The following is a 21105-nucleotide window of genomic DNA, read 5'->3' as shown; positions in this document are numbered from 1 at the left end:
GTAAATTCAGAATAAACAATTTAAAACTATAACTATGAAAAAACATTATTTCTTATTATTTTCTATTGTCACCATTTTTTTGAATGCGCAAAGCTTCAGTTTGGACACCACTTTTGGAAATGGCGGATATTGCATGTATGATAATTTCAGAGAAACATCAGATGCTGTGATACTTCCGGATGGCCAATTCATTACAGCAACGTCCACAGGCTCTATCACCATAAGAAAGGTAAACCAAATCGGAATTCTTGATAGCTCCTTCGGAGAAAAGGATTATGACATGGGCAGCAATTCATTGGATAAAAGCGAATCTATCAAAAAAATTATTTTAAATAATAATAAAATATTGATTTATGGAAGGGTAAATGCTACTCCAACCCACAGCTTATATGATTGGTTTTTAACCAGAATTAATCTGGACGGGTCTCTGGATACCAGCTTTGGTACCAATGGTTTTACCACTCAATCTGTAAGTCAAAACGGTACAGCAGATGATTTTGCAGTAGATCAGAATGGAAACAGTTACCTTCTTATTTCCAACATGGGTTCTTATATGGTAAAAGTAGATTCCAACGGAGTCATTGATAACAATTTCGGAACCAATGGAAAGTTATCGCTTAATACGTTTTATCCCAAAAAGTTTTATATTCAGAATGATGGAAAACTTGTAATGGCCGGTACAAAAACCAATACACTAACTTACACAGAAGACTCTTACATTGAAAGAAGACTGCCTGACGGCACGTACGATTCTACATTTGGTACTAATGGTTCTGTTTTTATTCCTGATACGCAAGGTTCTGTTGCCAGAAATTTTGAATATAATTATACTGATAATTCCATCTTAGTGCTGCATAGTAAAAATACGATATATGGGGGGACTTTCTTTTTATCTAAAATTCAAATTTCAGATGGCGCCTCTGTTTCCGGATTTTCCAATAATGGAAGAACACCTGATTATAGCTTTACCACTGCAAAGCAATTGTCATTGGGACAAATTACCGTATTGCCCAATTCAAAAATAATAGTAACAGGAGGTATAACGAATATGTATAATGGCACGCCGAATCTTATTGCTCAATTATTTGTAACAAGACTGAATGCTAATGGAACTGTAGATTATACTACATCAAGTGCCGGTTTTCAGTATTTTATGGCCGCACCTCCAACTACATCGCTAAGAGCCGATTATATTAAAAAGTTATTTAACCTGAATGACGGCTCACTTGTTCTTGCTTATTCCGGCGGCAGTGTAACACATGGCTCCAAATCTTTTCTGACAAAGTTTAACAGTGGTTTTCTTGGACTGGATGATGTTTCTGCAAAAGATCATCATACTTTTACCCTTCATCCTAATCCGGCAGGGGATCATATTACCATACAATATAAAAAACAGGGTAATGAAAGTTTTGACTACAGTATTTTTGATATGTCCGGGAAAAAAATTCAGAGCGGTTCTTCAATATTCAATGAACAAATCAATATTCAGAAATTGGAAAAAGGAAATTATATTATTCAGTTTGAGACTAAAAAAAGAGACAGACAATCGTTAAAATTAATAAAGAAATAAAAGCAGATGTTTGCCTTACTTAGTACGAATTTCGGAAGTGGATTCTGGAACTTTACTCTATTTTTAATAATAAAAACTCCCATCTTTTGACGGGAGTTTTCTATTCTTCTAAAGAAAGACAATACATCTCAAAATCAGACTCTGCATTTACTTCTTTTATAAAAGCATTATATTTTTTATCAAAATAATAGCATGTTGTACTTGTATGTTCTGTAAAACTAAAAAAGTCTTGTAAGGATCACTTTATACTGTAAGCTTGCATCTCCATTGTTAGTAAGATCTATTGTTCCGGCTGCGGGCATTGTTAATGTATAATTAAATGCAATATTAGTACCTCCTGCAGCACAATTTGGAATGCCTGACCAAACAACTGATGTCGTATATCTGTTTACTTCAGTAAAAGCAGGCGCTTTATCGGTGGTGTCAGTGTTTAAAATTCCATCCATTCCTTTAATAGAGAAAGAATTGTTAATAGCATTATTAGTGACGTAATATTCTGCAATACCAATACGTCCACAAGTATTGCTGACATTGACCACAGCTTTATATACCGCATTATAGGCAAGTCCTGCAATCAAAGTATTTGTAGCACCTGGTGCTATGGTAACGGTGTTATTAATAACCGTTCCATAAATGTTATCAACAGCTTTATTAAGGACACCATTTGCGTCTGAATATACCGGCGTAATAAGGGTAGCGCCTGCAGCTACATCCATGGTTCTTACTCTGGTGCTTCCCGCAACATCCAAGGTATTGGTAGGAGTATTGGTAGCGACACCTATATTACCCAGGGTTAGATCCATTGCCCAATCACTTCCACCAGGAATACGGGAAATAATAAATACCCCGTTATTCCCGTTGAAATTAGGATTTATACCCAATACTGCCTGTTTTACTCCCGTAGTTCCAGTAGTTCTTAAGATCGATAATATGGAGTTATTGGCGATAGGATTTTCTATCAGCAATCCCGTATTGGTAGCTTCACCTCCTCCAATACCTGTGGCTGTTCCCCTATTTTTTATATGGAGATTCGATAAGGGTGTGAGATTACCGATACCTACATTTCCTGCCGAGGTTACTGTGAAGTCATTGGCTTGTTGTACGTCATTAGGAACACCGGTTGCAGGATTGTCTTTTGCCCCATCTACATGGAACATACCTTGAGGGTTTGATGTACTTATCCCTACCTGTGAAAACGCAATGACATAAAACAATATCATTGCTAAAGAGATTAAATTTTTTTTCATTTTTTAAGATTTAAAATAGTGTAATTTGAGTATGTTATTCAATACATTTATTTATGCTTTTCATTCAAATAAACATATATTAAAACCAAATTTACACTTTTTAAGCAATTATAATATTAAATTAATATAAACAACTTGCGATATAAATAATATTCACAACATAATAATTGTAATTTTAGAATAGACCTAAGCTATAGCAACTCCAGATCTCAACATGTAGTATCTTATATTTTTGGAAGTCCATAGTATATTGCTTTAATTTTTTCGAAAATCGGGTCTTATTATAAAAACAGAGGGTACCGTTATAATCAATATTCCAAATTCTAATAATAGTCCCCATAAACCTGTGATAAAACACCTCAAAATAATTTCGGCTGTAAATTCTGCAGGGTTAGTATCTTTGTTGTACGTCATCCAAACCGGGAATTCTTCCTGATAGGTAAAGATTCCAGCCCTATAATCCTTGAACACTGCACCTATTTCCTGGTAAAAATTTGATGCAGAACATCCTGTCACATATATTCCTATAAGAATAAAAGGAAGAGAGATTAAAAAACTAGAGAGTTTAATCTGCTGATTCGTGATATTTCTCTTTGAAAGAACCAACAGTTTCCAGATCGGAATGAAGCCGAGAATAAGAAATTCAATTTCAATAAGGATTAAAAAAATCGAAATACAAAGCAAAAAATCGCTGGCATTAAAAAATATTGCTGCCACCAAAGGGACTGAAAATACAAACATTGCAATGGTATTAACGCAAAGTATTATTTCTGACAATCCAGTGTTTCTTTTCACTCTAAAGCTCTTATTGTTAATATTTCTAATACTCTGTTTTGTACACGGGATATATTCTTTGTATCTGTCAGGAAAAATAGTAAAACAATAAAAACTACTTTTTCCCAAAACACCTTGAAAAAAAGTAGTTTAAGGCATTAATTGCACTTTATACCATCTGATAAATATAAAATATCCTGAACCTGATATCCTTTTATATTAATTTTTATATTAATTTACTGCAACAGCATAAATCGCATTTTCAGACCATACTCCTCCCACTTTACCCAATCCGGCCCCTGTCACAGTACCACTAGCCTGAGTATTCCCTACAATATATCTATACGTTTTGGTTGTCCCGGATGTATTATTAATTTGTACTGTACCCGTAGCAACACTATATTTTTGTCCACCATTAAATGGTCCTTCCAATTGAAAACTCATTAAAGTAGGTCTTATGACATCTGCTGACTGAGTGCCGGTTTGTCCAATGGTTGTAAGATTTGCATCTGAAAAAGTACTTCTTACAAACATCCAGTCACTTGCTGTAATTGTTCCCTGCGGTATTAATAATAATGAAATGGTAACCATCCACCTTCCCGGAGGTAAAGTAATGGAAGAACCAGTATATCTAAAATCAGAAAATTGGGAAAATGGGACATCATATCCTCCACCCAATGTTCCTACAGCAACATTTGACGCGGCTCTCTGCCATGTTGCCACGCCATTGGCATCAGAAGTTAATATCTTATTGGCCCCTTGTGTACCATCTACAATTTTTAATGCACCATTCGTTGAGGAACGTACATCCAATACATTTGTGGGCGCCGTTGTACCTATACCTACTCTGCCATTTTTGTTCAAAGTCATTAACGGGTCTCCTGCAGCCGGAGCTCCTGCAAACAACTGTAATACATTGGCAGCATTTCCCAATCCATAAAAATCATCTCCTGCGGCACTGTTCCATAATGCCAGTTTTTTTCCGTTACCGCTTCCCAAATCCAACATATTCTTAGGAGTTGTTGTTCCTATACCCACTCTGTTGGTAACTGCATCTACCGAAAATGTACTTCCATCCACTGAAAAGTGATTGGTTCCTGCGGTAGCAGTACTTGTAAAGGCTAAAGAACTGGTTCCCTGAGCTACTGTACGGGATCCTGTAAGTGTTCCGTTTGAATTGTAAATATTAGTATTTGCAGGAAGGTCCTTCCATGTTGCAACACCATTCGCGTCTGATGTTAAAACTTTGGCATTTCCCTGTGTTCCATCGACAATTTTTAGAGCTCCATTGGTTGTAGAGCGGATATCAACCTTATTTGTAGGATTTACTGTTCCTACTCCGACATTTCCGTTACTGAGCACTGTAAAATCATTAGCCTGTTGAGCTGTAGTTGGAACTCCTGTTGAAACATTATCTTTGGCACCATCCACATGAAAAGAGCCTTGAGGATTTGGAGTATTTATCCCTACCTGAGAGAAAAATAAATTTGAGAAAAGCATTCCTGATGAAATGATTATTTTTTTCATTTGTTTACGTTTTAAAAGGTTTGATGTTAAATTTTTTTTTCTTGTGTGTATTTAGAATCGTACTGAAAAATATGACCGGTCTGAAATTTTCCAACGTTCGAATTAGATGATGCAAACTTACTGCCTGCAAATAAAAAAAATTCTACATCAAAGACACGTCAAAACACAACCAACTTAAAAACAATAAATTACAATCAACATGAAGTAACTTTGAAGCAAGTAAAAAAAGTGAATTATTAGCTCTTCATGAACAAAATTCAGAGATAAAGAAGGAAATTATAAAGCTCTGTAACTTCAATGGCTTTATCCTTAAAAGGCAGGGACATTACTATCCCCGCCCAAAACACAAACACTTAAGAATGAAAAAAATTTTCGTAGTAAATGTATCAATATTATGTACCCTGATTATTACTTCAAAAATACTTCACAACTCAATGAATTAAAAAACAACATTTTATATATTCAATGGAGTATTTTTGAAGTGTATCTTTTATGAATATTTCAGGTAAAAATTTTTGTTATTGCTTAATTTTTTAAAACATATTCATAAAAAAGTTATTTTTGTTTTAATAATTTTAAAAAATATGTTCCCCAATTTTAGAATTAAAACATTATACCTGATTTTCTTTTCTTTCTCTGCATTTTTTGATGCTCAAGACTTTTCTTTCCAGCCCGAACCCATAAAAACCACATTAGAATACAGAAAGAAATTAGATGCCAAAGGAGCTTTGCAGTTTAATATTAGTGCTCTTAAAAAGTATGAAGAAAATAATAATACTAAAGGTATAATTATGGCCTATACCAATATAGGAAGTCTATTAAACGGACTTGGCAGAAACAAGGAAAGTCTGCAGTATCTTGACAAGGCTAAGAAAGAATTGTTTCATAGTAATGATCCTTTTCTAAAGGCCAATTTGTATAATGAATACGGAAGAACCTATACAAGTCTTGGGCTTTACGAGCAATCCAATGCAGCCTTTGACCAAGCAAAATCTTTTATAAAGAAAATTCCTGATCTTAAACAGAGAGAATTTGCTGAGGCCTACAACTATTCGTGGAAACAGCAAAACTTACCAAAGGATAAAAACCTTGACTCTTTACAGGTCCTAAAAAAGAAAATAATGGGTGTAAAGCCTACTATAATTTCTTATACCAGAACAGCAGATCAATTTATTGCTAAAAAAAATCATTTGGATTCTGCTGAATATTATATGAATAAAGCTATCGCCCTTTCAGGAAATGCATCTGATATTGAAAAAGCAACGGCCTGGTTCAGCTATGGAGATCTCTTTAATGTGAAAGGAGATAAAGAAAAAGCACTTCAATATTATCTGAAATCACTCGATATATTTCAAAAAACGGAAAATACTCCAACCTCCCTGCTGACGGTTTATGATACGCTTTCGAGCGTTTATAAGTCTTTAAATGAAATTGATAAATCCAATGAATATCTGAGAAAATATACTGTTCTTAATGATGACATCAACAAAAATGAAAAAGAAGCTATCAATCTTGCTGTTAATAAACTCATTGAATTAAAGCATGAGGAGAAGGAAAAAGAAAGAAAAACATTTTATGCAATAGCGCTGGTTATTATCGTTATATTTTTAATAGTATTCTATTTTATCCGAAAAATCTATATTCAAAAAGAACTTAAAAAAGATAAAATTATTGAAAAGAAGATTCTTGAAACGGATGTTCTTAAATCGAAAGTAAATGATTCATTTGATGAAATTATCCAGCTGATGGAGAACAGAAGTCCCTTGTTTCTGATGCGTTTTAAAGAAGTGTATCCTGAATTCTATGAAAAATTAATTACCCATACCCCCGAACTTACAGAACATGATATAAAATTCAGTGCTTATATCAGATTAAATCTTACGAATAAAGAAATCTGCCAATATGAAAACATTAGTTTGCGGGGAATAGAAACAAAAAGATACAGACTTAAGAAAAAACTGAAGCTACCCTCAAATATTGAACTTCAGAAGTGGATTCTGGAGCTTTAAGATATTTTTGCTTGATTCAAAAAAGGCCTCTATTCGAGGTCTTTTTTTGCTTATCATGTAAATATATGCTATTTTTTAAGCTCATCAATTTCTTCCTGTATCGATTTGATTCTATCCCTTAATTCCTGGCTTACTTTCCCTGGAATTTTTTTGACTTTTCTTAAGTCTAAAGCCAGCATAATGGAAGCTATTCCCATGAAAATAAAAGAAACACTGGTAAGGGTAACTAATGAAATTCCTGTAAATACCGGATTGAAAATCAGCAACAGGGAAAATATAATGCCTCCCACACTGGCAAGAGCAACATTCCCCCAGCTCATTATCCTCATGCTTTTCAGATCAAATGCAAAACCCAGTAATTGAAATGAACGGAACAGCAAAGTAAATCCGATGACAAAAGGAAGTACTGCCATAGAAATCTGAGGATTTGCGATAAGATAAATTCCTATTGCAGTGGTTAATAATCCACTCACTAGAAACCAGCCCCAGCCCTGCAGGGATTTACTGTTTTGTAAAGAAAAAAATATTTCTGTGATTCCTGAAAATAAGAACGAAACACTGAAAAAAATGGAGAGTGTAACATACGTTGCCAGCGGCACACTAAATACATAAAAACCACAGATAAGGAAAAGAATTCCGAAGATTAACGGGATGTACCAGTGCTTTACGGTATTGGTAAAAGTTTGAAATAAATTGGCCATAAGTGTCTTTTTTGGTCATGCCTACTTTTTTGTAACGGTTTTCGGCTTCTCCGCAGGTATTTAAAACAGATTATAATTCTCACCTGAATTTGAAATATAACCTCTTACTAATATACGAAAAATAAGCGGAAATACGAAGTACTCACTCAATGAATGTTGTATTTCTCCTTTACTTGAAGTATCTCTATAAATTTTTTCAGAAACAAAAAAGGTGAAAATCCTTTAATTTTCACCTTTCCAAAAACATGTTTAAATGTGTTTATTTTTTAATTCGGTTTGTACAATTTGTACATTACGAACAAAAAGCCAATCCATATCGGGATCAGAATTACCTGAATTTCCATACCTGTAATACTCATTAACCCTAAAATCAGAATTAAAAATGCAATACAGATATAGTTGGAAACCGGATAAAATATAGATGGGAATTTTGAATGTATTCCTTCGGCATTTATTGATTTTTTGAATTTTAAATGGGTATAGCATATCATCAGCCAGTTGATGATCAGTGTAGATACAACTAAAGCCATCAGATATTCAAAGGCTTTCTCCGGTACCAGTTTATTGATTATAATACAGATTCCTGCGAAGCATGAAGATATAATGATCGCATTGGTAGGAACTGAGTTTTTGTTCAGCTTTTTCAGGAATTTCGGAGCATTTCCCTGCTGAGCCAATCCGAAAAGCATTCTGCTGTTGCTGTAAACGCTGCTGTTGTACACTGACAGAGCAGCTGTTAAAACAATCAGGTTAAGAACATTCGCTATTAATGTATTGAACTGAATCACTTTCCCAAAAAGGCTGAATTCGAGACCATTCAGATTTTGAAATACCATTACAAACGGGCTGGATCCTTCTGTAATATCTCTCCAGGGACTTAAAGAAAATAAAATAACCAACGCTCCTACATAGAAAATAAGGATTCTGTAGATCACCTGATTGGTTGCCTGTGGAATCGTTTTCTCCGGATTTTTAGCCTCTGCCGCCGTAATTCCGATAAGCTCAAGTCCTCCGAATGAGAACATGATCATTGCCATGGCTGCAAATAGTCCTGAATATCCGTTTTCTGTTTTGTTAAATAATCCTTTGGGAAAAAAGCCTCCGTCATTCCACAGATTGGTAATCGTCGCTTTTTCTCCTCCTGTACCGCTTATTAAAAGATAAACTCCGAAAACAATCATCGCAATAATAGCCACTACTTTGATAATGGAAAACCAGAATTCTGTTTCTCCATAAACTTTTACGGATGCCAGATTAAGCGCATTGATGACCACAAAGAAGAATAAACTGGAAACCCAGAGTGGTATTTCCGGCCACCAAAAATGGATGTAATGTCCGATTGCCGTAAGTTCTGCCATACTCACCAGAATATAGAGAATCCAGTAGTTCCATCCGGAAGCAAATCCCGGAAAATTCCCCCAATATTTGTAGGCAAAGTAGCTAAAACTTCCCGAAACGGGCTCCTGAACGACCATTTCACCCAGCTGACGCATAATAAAAAAGGCAATAATACCTGCTAAAGCATAGCCTAAAATTACAGACGGCCCAGCCAGTACTGCTGCCGGTCCGATTCCCAGAAATAACCCTGTTCCGATGGCTCCTCCAAGGGCAATTAATTGTATGTGTCGGTTTGTTAATCCTCTAACTAAAGTCTCGTTTTGTCCTGTTTTATTTTCGTTGCTCATTAAATGAATTATTCGGTCGCTAAATATATAAAAACTTTTCAGAGAAATTCACATTCTCAGGGGTAAATTGAGAATTCGGCCTCATCCGTATATTTTCTTTTTACATCATTCTAGATAAAGTTCGGAATACAGTTACAAAAATAGTTTTAACGATTGTAGTTAAGATTCTATTTTAGCCCGTCAACATTAATATTTTAACATCTCATTCAGATCAAAAAAAATGATCTCTTTCTATTTTTTGAAAAGAGATCATTCTTAAAAAATTATCTAAGCAATTAAGGTTTATAAAAATTCTTTCGGAACGGAAATATTATTCTTTTTCATGTATTCCAACAGACTTTGGTATTTATCTTCATATTCATCGTTTCCGCACTTATGCGAAATACTGCAGATGTCAGATGGCTTGATTTCTAAAATATCAGATATTTTAGTCAGTATTTCCAGGTTGATCTTCACCTTGGAATTCTCAATATCGGAATATGCCTTTTGGGAAATGCCCATTTCAAAGGCCATGTATTCCTGCGTAAGATCTTTGCTCCTACGTATTTTCCTGATATTTTGTCCACATACTTTCATCGTTTTTGTTTTAGTAGTTTTCGGTATATTTTAGAAGATTATCTATTAGCCTCTAACAAAGTTAATAAATACCTTTGGCAAAACATTACACACGTTACATGATATTTATTTTCAACATAGAAAAGGTTTAAAAATACGCCTTTTTCAGAGAAAATATCACTTCGGTAAACACTATTGGAATTTATGGAGACGCAAAAATTTAATTATGACAATAATATTGTCAGAGCATTCCTCTATGCGACTATCGCATTCGGACTTGTAGGATTTCTGCTGGGGCTTACAGCTGCATTGATGCTTTTTTATCCTGAATTGCCTGAATTTTTATTCGGTACGGATGATACAACTATTAAAAGCTTGGCTTCAGGTAATATTCAGGGGCTGATCAATACACAGGGAGCCATGGGCTTCGGAAGGATCAGAATGCTTCATACCAGTGCTGTAATTTTTGCTTTTGTATGTAATTCCTTTTTCTGCGGTGCTTATTACAGTATGCAGAGGCTTCTTAAAACCAGAATGTACAGTGACACCCTTTCATGGATTCACTTCTGGTCATGGCAGCTGATGATCGTCAGTGTGGTTATTACATTCCTTATGGGAATCAATACTTCTAAAGAATATGCCGAACATGAATGGCCCATCGATATCTTAATTGCATTCTCATGGATCATTTTCGGAATCAATATGTTCGGAACTATTGCCAAAAGAAGAGTAAGACATTTGTACGTAGCCATCTGGTTCTATATGGCAACCTGGCTTGCTGTAGCAATGCTTCACATTTTCAATAACCTGGAAGTTCCGTTATCTTTCACAAGCTGGAAATCTTATTCTGTATATGCAGGTGTAAAAGATGCATTAGTACAATGGTGGTATGGGCACAATGCAGTTGCATTCGTATTAACCACCCCTGTATTAGGTCTTATGTATTATTTTATGCCAAAAGCAGCTCAGCGACCGGTATTCTCATACAAACTATCCATTATTCACTTCTGGTCGCTGATCTTCGTATATCTTTGGGCCGGGCCTCACCACCTGCAATATACAGCTTTACCGGCATGGGCTCAGGCGGTAGGAACAGGGTTCTCTATTATGCTTATTGCTCCGTCATGGGGAGGAATGCTGAATGGCCTTCTTACGTTAAGAGGAGCCTGGGATAAGGTAAGAGAAAATCCGATTCTTAAATTCTTTGTAGTAGCGGTTACATGTTATGGTATGGCTACTTTCGAAGGACCTTTACTCGCTACAAAATCATTAAATAAAATTGGTCACTATACAGACTGGGTTATCGGACACGTACACATTGGTGCACTCGGATGGAATGGTTTTATGGCATTCGGAATTGTTTATTACCTGGTTCCAATTATGTGGAGAACATCTCTTTGGTCTAAAAAACTGGCTAACTGGCACTTCTGGCTGGGAACTTTAGGAATCATCTTCTATGCAGTTCCAATGTATATTTCCGGATTTACACAAGGATTGATGTGGAAACAGTTCAACCCGGACGGAACTTTATTATGGAAAAACTGGCTGGATACTGTAACAGCTGTCATTCCTTACTATAAAATGAGATTCTTAGGAGGACTATTCTATCTTTCAGGGGCTATCCTGATGGTTGTCAATGTTATTAAAACAATCAAAGCCGGTTCATTCCAGAAAGAAGTGCCTGCAGAAGCTCCTGCCTTAGCCAATATCGGAAGTTCAAGAAAAGAAGGTGAAGGCTTCCACCTTTGGCTGGAAAGAACGCCTACTCTTCTTTCTGTATTAGCTTTCATTACAGTAGCAATTGGTGGATTGGTGGAGATTGTTCCTACACTGTCACTGAAGCAAAGTGTTCCGACAATTACTGCTGTAAAACCATACACGCCACTGGAACTGGAAGGTAGAGACTTATATATCCGTGAAGGATGTAACTCATGCCACTCACAAATGATCAGACCTTTCCGTGATGAAGTCGTAAGATTTGAAGGGAAAAACGGACAGTACTCCAAAGCAGGAGAATTCGTATATGACAGACCATTCCTATGGGGATCTAAAAGAACAGGACCGGATCTTCACAGAGAAGGAGGAAGAAACCCGGATTCATGGCACTTCAAACACATGTACAACCCAAGAATTACTTCTGCCGGTTCCATTATGCCACGTTTCCCATGGTTAATCAGTAATAAACTGGACAGAACACAAATGGTGGATAAAATGAAACTGATGAAAAATGTCTTCGATGTTCCTTATACAAAAGCCCAGATAGATTCTGCCAGCCAATGGGCGGACAACCAGTCCAAAGCAATTGTACAGAGAATTTATTCTGAAGCAACGGATGTAAAAGATCAGATGACCAAAGAAAAAACAGCAAAAGGATCAACCTATGTACCACTTGAACAAAGAGAAATTGTAGCCATGATTGCTTACCTGCAGAGATTAGGTACAGACATCAAAACAACACAGGTACAAACCGCAAGCGTAGAGTAACATTTAAAATTAAACTGCAATGAAAACGAGAACCCCCATTTCAATATATATCGCAACAACGATAGGTTTAACGATCATGGCCTTTGAAATGTTCGCCGGAGATTCAGGATATTTTTCTTCTCCTTTTTTCTGGGCGCTGATACTAATTGCCATTATCCTGCTGCTGATCATGAATTCGATTGGTGACCTGGTAGAAAATGAAAGTTTCAACAGATTATCCGAGGAAGAAAAAAAACAATATCTGGAAGAAAAAAAGATTCCTTATTACCAGAAATTATGGAACTCTGCGTTCAAAAAACAAAGCGCTACAGAAGAAAAAGATATTCTTATCGACCACGGTTTTGATGGAATTACAGAGCTTGACAACTCCCTGCCGAAATGGTGGATTGGCTTATTCTGGTTCGGATGTATTTTCTGTGCCGTATATCTGGTAGCCTTCTCTTTTACAGATTATGCCCATCCGGATGCAGAATATACGAAGGAAACAAAAACCATGCTGGCTTCCATAGAAGAGTACGAGAAAACGGCGCCTCAGATCAATCTGGAATCTGCAAAATACAGTGCTGATAATATTGCCGAAGGACAGGAACTTTTTAAAACAAATTGTGTGACCTGCCACGGAGACGGAGGAAAAGGAGGTATAGGTCCGAACCTTACCGATACCCACTGGATCAATATTAAAGAAAAAAGCTTATTTAAAAATGTATTCTGGATGCTTGAAAACGGCTCTCCGAACAATCCTACCATGAGACCTTTCATTAAAGAAGGAACCATTACCGGAAGAGATGCAGAGAAAATTGCCGCTTATATTTACCACATCAATCAGGAAACCGCTCCTATCACAACAGCACAAGGTGGTGCAGCTCCTCAGGGAGAAGAAGTGAAATGGGAGAACGGAAACAACTAAAATTATTATTATCTATCAATAAACCATGCCACGCCCCCTTCACAACTACTAACATTTGAATTTCATTTTTGCTAACTAACCTTTTCAACATTAAAAAATGATAAAAGGGGGCGTTTTTTAAACATAATAATCCCTGCCTTGACTCGTCTTACTCAACTATTCACTTGACAACTACAAACTAAAAATTCCATAATAAGACAGCCAAGGCAGGATTTTTGCATTCGCAAAGGGTACCACAACAAAGACCAAATAAAATAGTATTGTTATCTTTGTTAGAAACCTCATCGCATTTGAAACTGAAAATCAACACCACAAAACTCTTAAGGCGTATTGTAATAACCTTTATTTCAATATTGGTTCTTCTTACCCTGTTGATACTAAGCTTAAGGCTTCCAGCCGTTCAAAATTTCATCAAAGACAAACTCATTGTTTATCTTGAGAAAAAAATCAAAACTCCCGTAAGCCTGGAAAGAGTCTATATAGGATTCCCGAACAGCCTTGTCATGGAGAACCTTTATCTCAAAGGACAGGACGTAGATACTCTGCTGGCAGTGAAGAAACTGGATGTAGGTTTACATATGCTGAAGCTTCTTAATTCTACGGCAGATATTACTTCTGTTGAAATGGAAGGAGCACGTGCCAATGTGGTAAGGAAACCGGACGGCAAATTCAATTTTGATTATATTATAGATGCTTTTGCTTCCAGTGATAAGGAAGAAAGCCCTTCCAAGCCTTTTATTATTTCCCTTGATAAAATCAATTTAAAAGATGTTGGGGTAACATTTAACGACCAGCAATCGAAGAATGATATCCAGCTTTATTTTAAGTCATTCGATACCAGAGTTAAAACTTTTGATCTTAACAAAAACAACTATGCTGTTAATGATATCAATCTCGACGGATTAAAATTAAAGTTAAAGCAGGGACTTGTAGAAGAAGTTGCCAACAAGGTGGAGAAAAAAGTAGATTCTCTTAATGAAAAAAAGCCTATGAATATTGGCTTAAGAGGAATCAAGCTTACTCATTTCGACATTGATTACGGCGATGAAAATACAAAGACATTCGCAAAAGTTATCTTCACAGAGCTGAGTACAAAGGTTAATAAACTGGATCTTGAAAACAACGCTTTCAACGTAGCGAATGTATTTCTTTCGGGAGCAGACATTAATGCCAACCTTTATCTTCCCGCTCAGAATGCCAACCCGAAAAAGACCAAAGAACCTGAAGTTTCAAAAGTTTCCGATCAGGATAAAGCCATGAAACTCCTCTTAGGAAAACTTGTTTTGAACGATGTAAAGGTCAATTATAATAATACTGCCATTGCTCCAACTAAACAGGGAATGGACTTTAACCACCTTAATTTTTCAAAGATGAACGTGGAGGTGAGAAGCTTCAAAATGGAGAACAATACTTTTGCCGGAACCGTAAACTCTGCAGAAATCAAAGAAGGCAGAGGGCTGGATATTCAAAAGTTCAATACCGATTTTGTGTATGCTGAAAAGGAGGCTTATCTTAAAGATCTTTATCTGCAGACTCCAAAAACAATACTGCGTGATGAGGTTGTTTTAAACTATAATTCTATCGATCAGCTAAGCTCAAACTTAGGTGCTGTAAAGATTTCGGCCAATATCAAAGATTCAAAAATAGGGTTTTCCGATATTCTGAATCTGGTTCCGACATTGAGAAATACGGTTCCGTTCAATAAATATCCGAATGCTATCCTGAATGTAAACGCCAATGTAAAAGGAAGCGTTAACGATCTTTTAATTCAGGATCTGAAAGTTTCAGGTTTGGATCAACTGAGAGTAATGGCCTCCGGAAAAATCAAAAATGCAATGAATCCGGATCAGTTGTATTATGATCTGAGAATCGGGGAATTTTCATCCAATGCCCAAACAATATTCAATCTTGTCCCTAAAAATACAATTCCTTCCAATATTTCACTTCCTTCCCATTTCAGCATCAAAGGAAATGCAAAAGGAACAACGAAAGTGGTGAATACAGATCTTAACCTCTACTCTACTTTGGGGAACGCTGCCATCATCGCACAGGTAGACATGCGCAGAAAAAATCATGAATTATACAATGTAAAGGCTAATCTGCAGGGAATACAGGTTGGGAAAATCATTCAGAATAAAGATATTGGTCCGGTTACGGCACAAATTGCCGCCAAAGGAGAAAGTTTTGATTTCAAAAATGCCAGTGCCGACTTAAAAGGTCACGTTGCTTCCGCAGTCTACAAAGGATATCGTTACCAAAACATGAACCTTACCGGAAAGATCAATAAAGGAGCTTATCATGTTATTTTAGATTCAAAAGACCCGAATGCCAGTTTGCAGCTGACCGCTTCCGGAGTTTATGATGAAAAAAATCCTACGGTAAAAGTGAATGGAGAAGTCATCAAACTGGATGTCAACAAACTTGGTTTCTATGAAAAGCCGATGATCATTGCCGGAAAAATTGATGGAGATTTTACTAGTTTAGATCCGAACAATCTGAATGGATATCTCAACCTTAAAGATTTTGCATTCTCGGATACCAAAGAAGTGTATCCTGTACAGGAAGTTAATCTGAAAGCTTCCTCTACACAGGATTCCACACAAATTGTTTTCAACTCTCAGGTGGCAGATGTGGAGATGAAAGGAAAATACAAGCTTACCCAGATTTTTGGTGCTTTAAAGCAAACGGTCAATCAGTATTATCAGTTCCAGAAACCGGATAACAAACAGAAAATTGATCCGGGCCAGCATTTTAACTTTACTGCAAAGATTAAAAATGACGATCTGATCAGAAAATTTGTTCCGGATCTGAAAGATTTTGAAACCATTAATCTTGTCGGGAATTATGATGCAGATTCTCAGAAAATTGAAATTGATGGGCAAATTCCAAGGTTATTATATGGTGAAAATACCATTGAAAAAGGGGCTTTAAAGGTAACGAATGAAAATCAGGCATTACAATACAGCCTGAATGTAGCGGCTTTAAAAAGCTCAAGCTTTTCTTTAAACAAAATCAATATTGACGGAGATGTTGCGGACAATACCATCCGGTACAACGTTACTACAAAAGACGAGAAAGATGCCACTCAGTTCCTGATTGCAGGAAATGCAAAATCGTTGAATGATATTACTGAAATATCTCTTAATCCGAACGGACTTAAGCTCAATTATACGGATTGGAATGTTGCAGAAAACAATAAAATTCAGATCAGCAACAAAGGAATTCTGGCGGATAATTTCATTCTTTCCAATAGCAGCAGTGAAATCGCTGTTCAATCTGAAAGCAGCAGCCCAGGCAGCCCTTTGAACATTTCACTGAAAGATTTCAAGATTGAAACCATTACGGAACTTATCAAAAAAGATACAGTTCTGGCAAGAGGAACGATCAATGGTACGGCGCAGCTTCGGGATGTTACTAAAAATATGACCTTCACTTCCGATCTGAATATTTCCGACCTGATTGTCTATGGAAGTCCTGTCGGAAACCTTGCTGTAAAAGTAAACAATGCTTCACCGAAAGTTTTAAATGCAGATATTGCCCTTTCCGGAAATAACAATGACGTAAAAATCCTTGGAGATTACAATACCTCTTCCAGTACTTTCGACCTGAATATGGCGATTAATCAGCTTCAGATGAAGAGTATTCAGGGATTCTCCATGAATGCCATTACCAATACGGAAGGTTATCTTTCAGGAAACTTAAAGATTACCGGAACGAGTGACAAACCTAATATTTTAGGAAAAGTAAAATTCAATGATGCCGGATTGGAAATTGCCAAAACGGGAAGTGATTTCAGACATCTGAGTGATGAAATAGACTTTACCAGTCAGGGAATAGAATTTGATCAATTTAAAATCAAAGATAAAGACGGAAATGCCCTTGTAGTGGATGGGCAGGTTCTTACGCAAACCTATAGGGATTTTGCTTTTAACCTTAAGGTAAATGCAAAAGATTTTAAAGTAGTTAATTCGGAGAAATCCAATGATGCGATCATGTATGGTATTCTGGCCATTGATGCCGGACTTCATATCCGCGGAAACCTCGATCTTCCAAAGGTAGACGGAAGGTTGAGCGTGGCAGACAACACCGATTTCACTTTTGTTCTGCCTCAATCCAGCCCTTCTCTGCAGGAGAGAGATGGTATTGTAGAATTTGTGGATCAAGATCAGGTGGTTTTAAACAAAACGATCAAAGCCGATTCTCTTAATGCACAGAGCCGTATCAAAGGAATGGATGTAAGTGTTAATATTGAAGTCAGCAAAGAGGCAAAACTATCATTGATCATTGATAAAGCCAATGGTGATTTTGTACAGCTTCAGGGTGAAGCAGAATTAACCGGAGGAATAGATCCGTCAGGAAAAACCACATTGGTAGGTGTATATGAAGTGGAAAAAGGAAGCTATGATCTTTCGGTAAGTTTCCTGAAGCGTAAATTTGACATCCAGAAAGGCAGTACCATTACATGGACAGGTGAACCTACTATGGCTCAAATGGATATTACCGCCGTCTATAAAACAGAAGCTCCGCCTATTGACCTTGTGGAGCAGCAGATCAGTGGAGAGAGTGCCTCAACGATGAATCAGTTTAAGCAGAGGGTTCCTTTTAATGCCTTGTTAAAAATGAAAGGAGAATTATTGAAACCTCAGCTTACTTTCGATATTACTACAGATGAGAAAAACAATTCTGTATCTACGAATGTAAAAGATGTTGTAGATCAGAAGCTGGCCCAGATCAGAACGCAGGAGTCTGAGCTGAACAAACAGGTATTTGCATTATTGCTTCTGAACCGTTTCATCGGAGAAAATCCATTTGAAAGCGGTGCCGGAATGTCTGCAGAGACCATGGCAAGGCAGAGTGTGAGTAAAATCCTTTCCCAGCAGCTGAATAATCTTGCAGCAGGGCTGATTAAAGGAGTAGATCTTAATTTTGGTCTTGATTCTTCAGAAGATTATTCCACCGGAGAAAAAAATACCCGAACTGATCTTAACGTCGATATCAGTAAAAAACTGTTGAACGACCGACTGAAAGTAACGGTAGGAAGTAATTTCGGACTGGAAGGCCAGGCCCGCCAGAATGAAAATATGACCAATATTGCCGGTAACGTTTCTGTAGATTACAGTCTTTCCAAAGATGGAAGATATATGCTCCGGGCGTATCGTAAGGATGAATATCAGGTAGCTCTTCAGGGACAGATCATAGAAACCGGAGTTGGATTCATTATTACATTGGATTATGACAAATTCCGGGAGATTTTCCAGAAATCTAAAGAGAAGAAGCCGAAAAAAAATCAAAATAACCAAGTGGTAGAATTTAAATAATGAATAGTAAGTTCCATATATATTGTAAGTATCTGTTGGTTTCCGGAATGGCATCCACGGTAATCTCGTGCAGCAACACCAGGTTTTTGAAAGAAGGCCAGATGCTCTATACGGGAGCCAAAGTAAAGATTGAAAATGATACGATTTCCAAGAAAGAAAAAAAAGATCTTGAGTCTGCACTGGAAGCAAACCTCACCCCAAAGCCTAATTCTACATTTCTGGGATTGCGCCCAAAGCTGTATTTCTATAACATAGCCAAGGAGCCTAAAAAAGACAAAGGTTTTAATTACTGGCTTAAGTATAAAGTGGGTGAAAAACCAGTATTATTGGGAGATGTAGATCGTGAGTTCAATAAAGATATCATTGAAAATTATTCTGAAAACAAAGGATATTTTAATGCCAGAGCAACTTATGATACGGTTTCAAAGAATAAAAAAGCTCAGGTTATTTATACAGTAAGACCTGGCTCAAGATATCTGATAGACGGTGTAAAATTCCAGAAAGATTCTACACTGGTTAATCAGGAAATTCAAAACCTTACGGATAAAACTCTTCTTAAAAACGGAAAACCGTTTGATCTGGATGTCATCAAAGCAGAAAGAGAAAGAATTGACAACAGGTTAAAGGAAAGAGGTTTTTATTATTTCCATCCTGATAATATTATCGTGCAGGCCGACAGTACGGTGAGTAAGAATCATAAAGTTGAGCTTAATGTAAAACTGAAGGATAACACTCCTGATTTGGCAACACAGCAGTTCAGTATTGATAATGTTATTGTATTTCCCAATTACAATATTCAGGATGTAAAAGATGGTAAATACAGCATCCCGATGGATAAAGATTCTCTTTCCAAATATCGTTTTGACGATATTTATGTCATTGATCCGCAGCATAAATTCAAACCGAAGATTTTTGACAGAGCCTTATATTTCAAAAAAGGAGATCTTTACAACCGTTCCAACCACAATCTTACCCTGAACCGATTGATCAGTCTGGGAGTATTCAAATTTGTAAAGAACGAGTTTATTGTATCTGATTCTTTAAGCCATAAATTTGATGCGTATTATTTGTTGACTCCAAGACAGGTACAATCGCTCCGTCTGGAAGCTTTGGGAAGAACCAATTCCGCCAACTATGCGGGTAGTGAGCTAAACCTGAACTGGACCCACAGAAATTTCTTCAGAGGTGCAGAACAGTTTAAAGCAGCCATCTACGGAGCTTTTGATTTCCAGATGGGAGGTGCCCAGAATGCCAATAATATTTTCCGTGCAGGAACAAATGTACAGCTTTCGATTCCGAGAATTGTAGCACCATTCCGTTTTCATTCTTCCAGTGAATTTGTTCCAAGAACGAATATCACATTGGGATATGAATTCCAGAACAGAACACAATATTATACTCTTAATAATTTCACCGGATCATTCGGATATGTATGGAAAGAAAATGCGAGGAAAGAACATGATCTGAAAGTGATTGATATTACTTTGGTATCCCCGGCCAATGTTACGGAAGAATATCAAATTAAAGCTGATGCAAATCCAGCGTTGGCAAGAGTTGTAGCAAAGCAGCTTATTTTTGGACCTACCTATTCTTACACCTATACCAATACCATGCTGCCAAAGACCAATACCGTTTATTATAAAGGAACGCTGGATCTGGCAGGAAATATTACAGGGTTGGTAACAGGAGCTGATGTAAAAAAAGATAAGGAAAAGAAAATATTTGGTATTCCTTTCAGCCAATATGTAAAGATTGAAAACGATTTCAGATTCTATCATAAGTTCAGTGAAAAGTCTTCACTGGCTACGAGATTTATCGGAGGAATCGCCTATCCTTACGGAAATTCAGAATTTGTTCCTTTCTCCAAACAGTTTTTCTCAGGAGGAAGTAACAGTATCAGAGCATTCCGTGCGAGAACATTAGGTCCGGGTAGTTTTGACCCGAGAACGATAGAACCGGGTGCTTATTTTGACCAGTCCGGAGATATTAAACTGGAATTAAATGCAGAGTACCGTGCCAATCTTTATAAGTTCTTAAATGCTGCCGTTTTTGTAGATGCCGGAAATATCTGGCTGCTACATGATGATGAAAACAGACCCGGGGCTAAGTTTTCAAAAGATTTTTTAAATGAAATTGCGGTGGGTGCCGGAGTAGGTCTGAGACTGGATTTTTCTATCCTGATTTTAAGATTGGATCTTGCCATGCCACTGAGAGTTCCTTATTATCAGAAAGGAGACAGATGGGCCTTCGATAAAATTAACTTCGGAGACTCAAGCTGGAGAAAAGATAATCTTGTTTTAAATATTGCCATCGGATATCCATTTTAAT

At 36.8% G+C, this 21105-nt stretch carries 12 protein-coding genes; 6 read left to right on the top strand and 6 right to left on the bottom strand.

Features of this window, described 5'->3' with window-relative positions:
• Positions 1–34: 34 nt before the first annotated feature.
• On the top strand, positions 35–1570 hold the full coding sequence (locus LIV57_RS14965) for a T9SS type A sorting domain-containing protein (RefSeq protein WP_227943288.1): 1536 nt from the start codon (positions 35–37) through the stop codon (positions 1568–1570).
• Positions 1571–1788: 218 nt separating this feature from the next.
• On the opposite strand, the gene LIV57_RS14960 is transcribed toward LIV57_RS14965, so the two are convergent.
• The 3 genes from LIV57_RS14960 to LIV57_RS14950 form a co-directional block, all read right to left on the bottom strand.
• Positions 1789–2817 (bottom strand): hypothetical protein, encoded by a 1029-nt coding sequence (locus LIV57_RS14960; RefSeq protein ID WP_227943287.1) that lies wholly within the window; start codon positions 2815–2817, stop codon positions 1789–1791.
• Between the two features lie 255 nt (positions 2818–3072).
• Positions 3073–3612, bottom strand: a complete 540-nt coding sequence (locus LIV57_RS14955; RefSeq protein WP_227943286.1) for a hypothetical protein — start codon at positions 3610–3612, stop codon at positions 3073–3075.
• 210 nt (positions 3613–3822) lie between these two features.
• Positions 3823–5118, bottom strand: a complete 1296-nt coding sequence (locus tag LIV57_RS14950; RefSeq protein ID WP_227943285.1) for a hypothetical protein — start codon at positions 5116–5118, stop codon at positions 3823–3825.
• A 584-nt stretch (positions 5119–5702) separates the two neighbouring features.
• Between LIV57_RS14950 and LIV57_RS14945 the strand changes: the two genes are divergently transcribed.
• Entirely contained in the window at positions 5703–7127 is a 1425-nt protein-coding gene (locus tag LIV57_RS14945; protein ID WP_227943284.1) for a tetratricopeptide repeat protein, read from the top strand.
• A gap of 68 nt (positions 7128–7195) precedes the next feature.
• Here the strand turns inward: LIV57_RS14945 and LIV57_RS14940 are convergent, their stop codons facing one another.
• The 3 genes from LIV57_RS14940 to LIV57_RS14930 all read right to left on the bottom strand — a co-directional run bounded on the left by LIV57_RS14940 (position 7196) and on the right by LIV57_RS14930 (position 10089).
• Positions 7196–7828 (bottom strand): HdeD family acid-resistance protein, encoded by a 633-nt coding sequence (locus LIV57_RS14940; protein WP_227943283.1) that lies wholly within the window; start codon positions 7826–7828, stop codon positions 7196–7198.
• A 266-nt stretch (positions 7829–8094) separates the two neighbouring features.
• Complete coding sequence (locus tag LIV57_RS14935) at positions 8095–9513, bottom strand: amino acid permease (protein ID WP_227943282.1); 1419 nt, start codon at positions 9511–9513, stop codon at positions 8095–8097.
• A 282-nt stretch (positions 9514–9795) separates the two neighbouring features.
• Positions 9796–10089, bottom strand: a complete 294-nt coding sequence (locus tag LIV57_RS14930; RefSeq protein WP_202841343.1) for a helix-turn-helix domain-containing protein — start codon at positions 10087–10089, stop codon at positions 9796–9798.
• Between the two features lie 183 nt (positions 10090–10272).
• Between LIV57_RS14930 and ccoN the strand changes: the two genes are divergently transcribed.
• The 4 genes from ccoN to LIV57_RS14910 all read left to right on the top strand — a co-directional run bounded on the left by ccoN (position 10273) and on the right by LIV57_RS14910 (position 21104).
• The gene (ccoN, locus tag LIV57_RS14925; protein ID WP_227943281.1) at positions 10273–12552 is read left to right on the top strand and encodes a cytochrome-c oxidase, cbb3-type subunit I; all 2280 of its coding nucleotides are present in this window, start codon (positions 10273–10275) and stop codon (positions 12550–12552) included.
• A 19-nt stretch (positions 12553–12571) separates the two neighbouring features.
• Positions 12572–13459, top strand: a complete 888-nt coding sequence (locus tag LIV57_RS14920; protein ID WP_110008128.1) for a cbb3-type cytochrome c oxidase N-terminal domain-containing protein — start codon at positions 12572–12574, stop codon at positions 13457–13459.
• A 290-nt stretch (positions 13460–13749) separates the two neighbouring features.
• Complete coding sequence (locus LIV57_RS14915) at positions 13750–18777, top strand: translocation/assembly module TamB domain-containing protein (RefSeq protein ID WP_227943280.1); 5028 nt, start codon at positions 13750–13752, stop codon at positions 18775–18777.
• Positions 18777–21104 (top strand): BamA/TamA family outer membrane protein, encoded by a 2328-nt coding sequence (locus LIV57_RS14910; protein ID WP_227943279.1) that lies wholly within the window; start codon positions 18777–18779, stop codon positions 21102–21104. The genes LIV57_RS14915 and LIV57_RS14910 overlap by 1 nt, the downstream gene beginning before the upstream one ends.
• Position 21105 lies beyond the last annotated feature (1 nt).

The sequence above is a fragment of the Chryseobacterium sp. X308 genome (assembly GCF_020733145.1).
GTDB classification, from domain to species: Bacteria; Bacteroidota; Bacteroidia; order Flavobacteriales; family Weeksellaceae; genus Chryseobacterium; species Chryseobacterium cupriresistens.
Note: the sequence above shows the minus strand (reverse complement) of the source record. Positions and strands in the feature narration are given on the sequence as shown.

What these genes read in the sequence shown, in the direction of transcription:
- LIV57_RS14965 (WP_227943288.1), top strand. Translation starts at nt 35, where the DNA reads ATGAAAAAACATTATTTCTTATTATTTTCTATTGTCACCATTTTTTTG.
- LIV57_RS14960 (WP_227943287.1), bottom strand. Translation starts at nt 2,817, where the DNA reads ATGAAAAAAAATTTAATCTCTTTAGCAATGATATTGTTTTATGTCATT.
- LIV57_RS14950 (WP_227943285.1), bottom strand. Translation starts at nt 5,118, where the DNA reads ATGAAAAAAATAATCATTTCATCAGGAATGCTTTTCTCAAATTTATTT.
- LIV57_RS14945 (WP_227943284.1), top strand. Translation starts at nt 5,703, where the DNA reads ATGTTCCCCAATTTTAGAATTAAAACATTATACCTGATTTTCTTTTCT.
- LIV57_RS14940 (WP_227943283.1), bottom strand. Translation starts at nt 7,828, where the DNA reads ATGGCCAATTTATTTCAAACTTTTACCAATACCGTAAAGCACTGGTAC.
- LIV57_RS14935 (WP_227943282.1), bottom strand. Translation starts at nt 9,513, where the DNA reads ATGAGCAACGAAAATAAAACAGGACAAAACGAGACTTTAGTTAGAGGA.
- LIV57_RS14930 (WP_202841343.1), bottom strand. Translation starts at nt 10,089, where the DNA reads ATGAAAGTATGTGGACAAAATATCAGGAAAATACGTAGGAGCAAAGAT.
- ccoN (WP_227943281.1), top strand. Translation starts at nt 10,273, where the DNA reads ATGGAGACGCAAAAATTTAATTATGACAATAATATTGTCAGAGCATTC.
- LIV57_RS14920 (WP_110008128.1), top strand. Translation starts at nt 12,572, where the DNA reads ATGAAAACGAGAACCCCCATTTCAATATATATCGCAACAACGATAGGT.
- LIV57_RS14910 (WP_227943279.1), top strand. Translation starts at nt 18,777, where the DNA reads ATGAATAGTAAGTTCCATATATATTGTAAGTATCTGTTGGTTTCCGGA.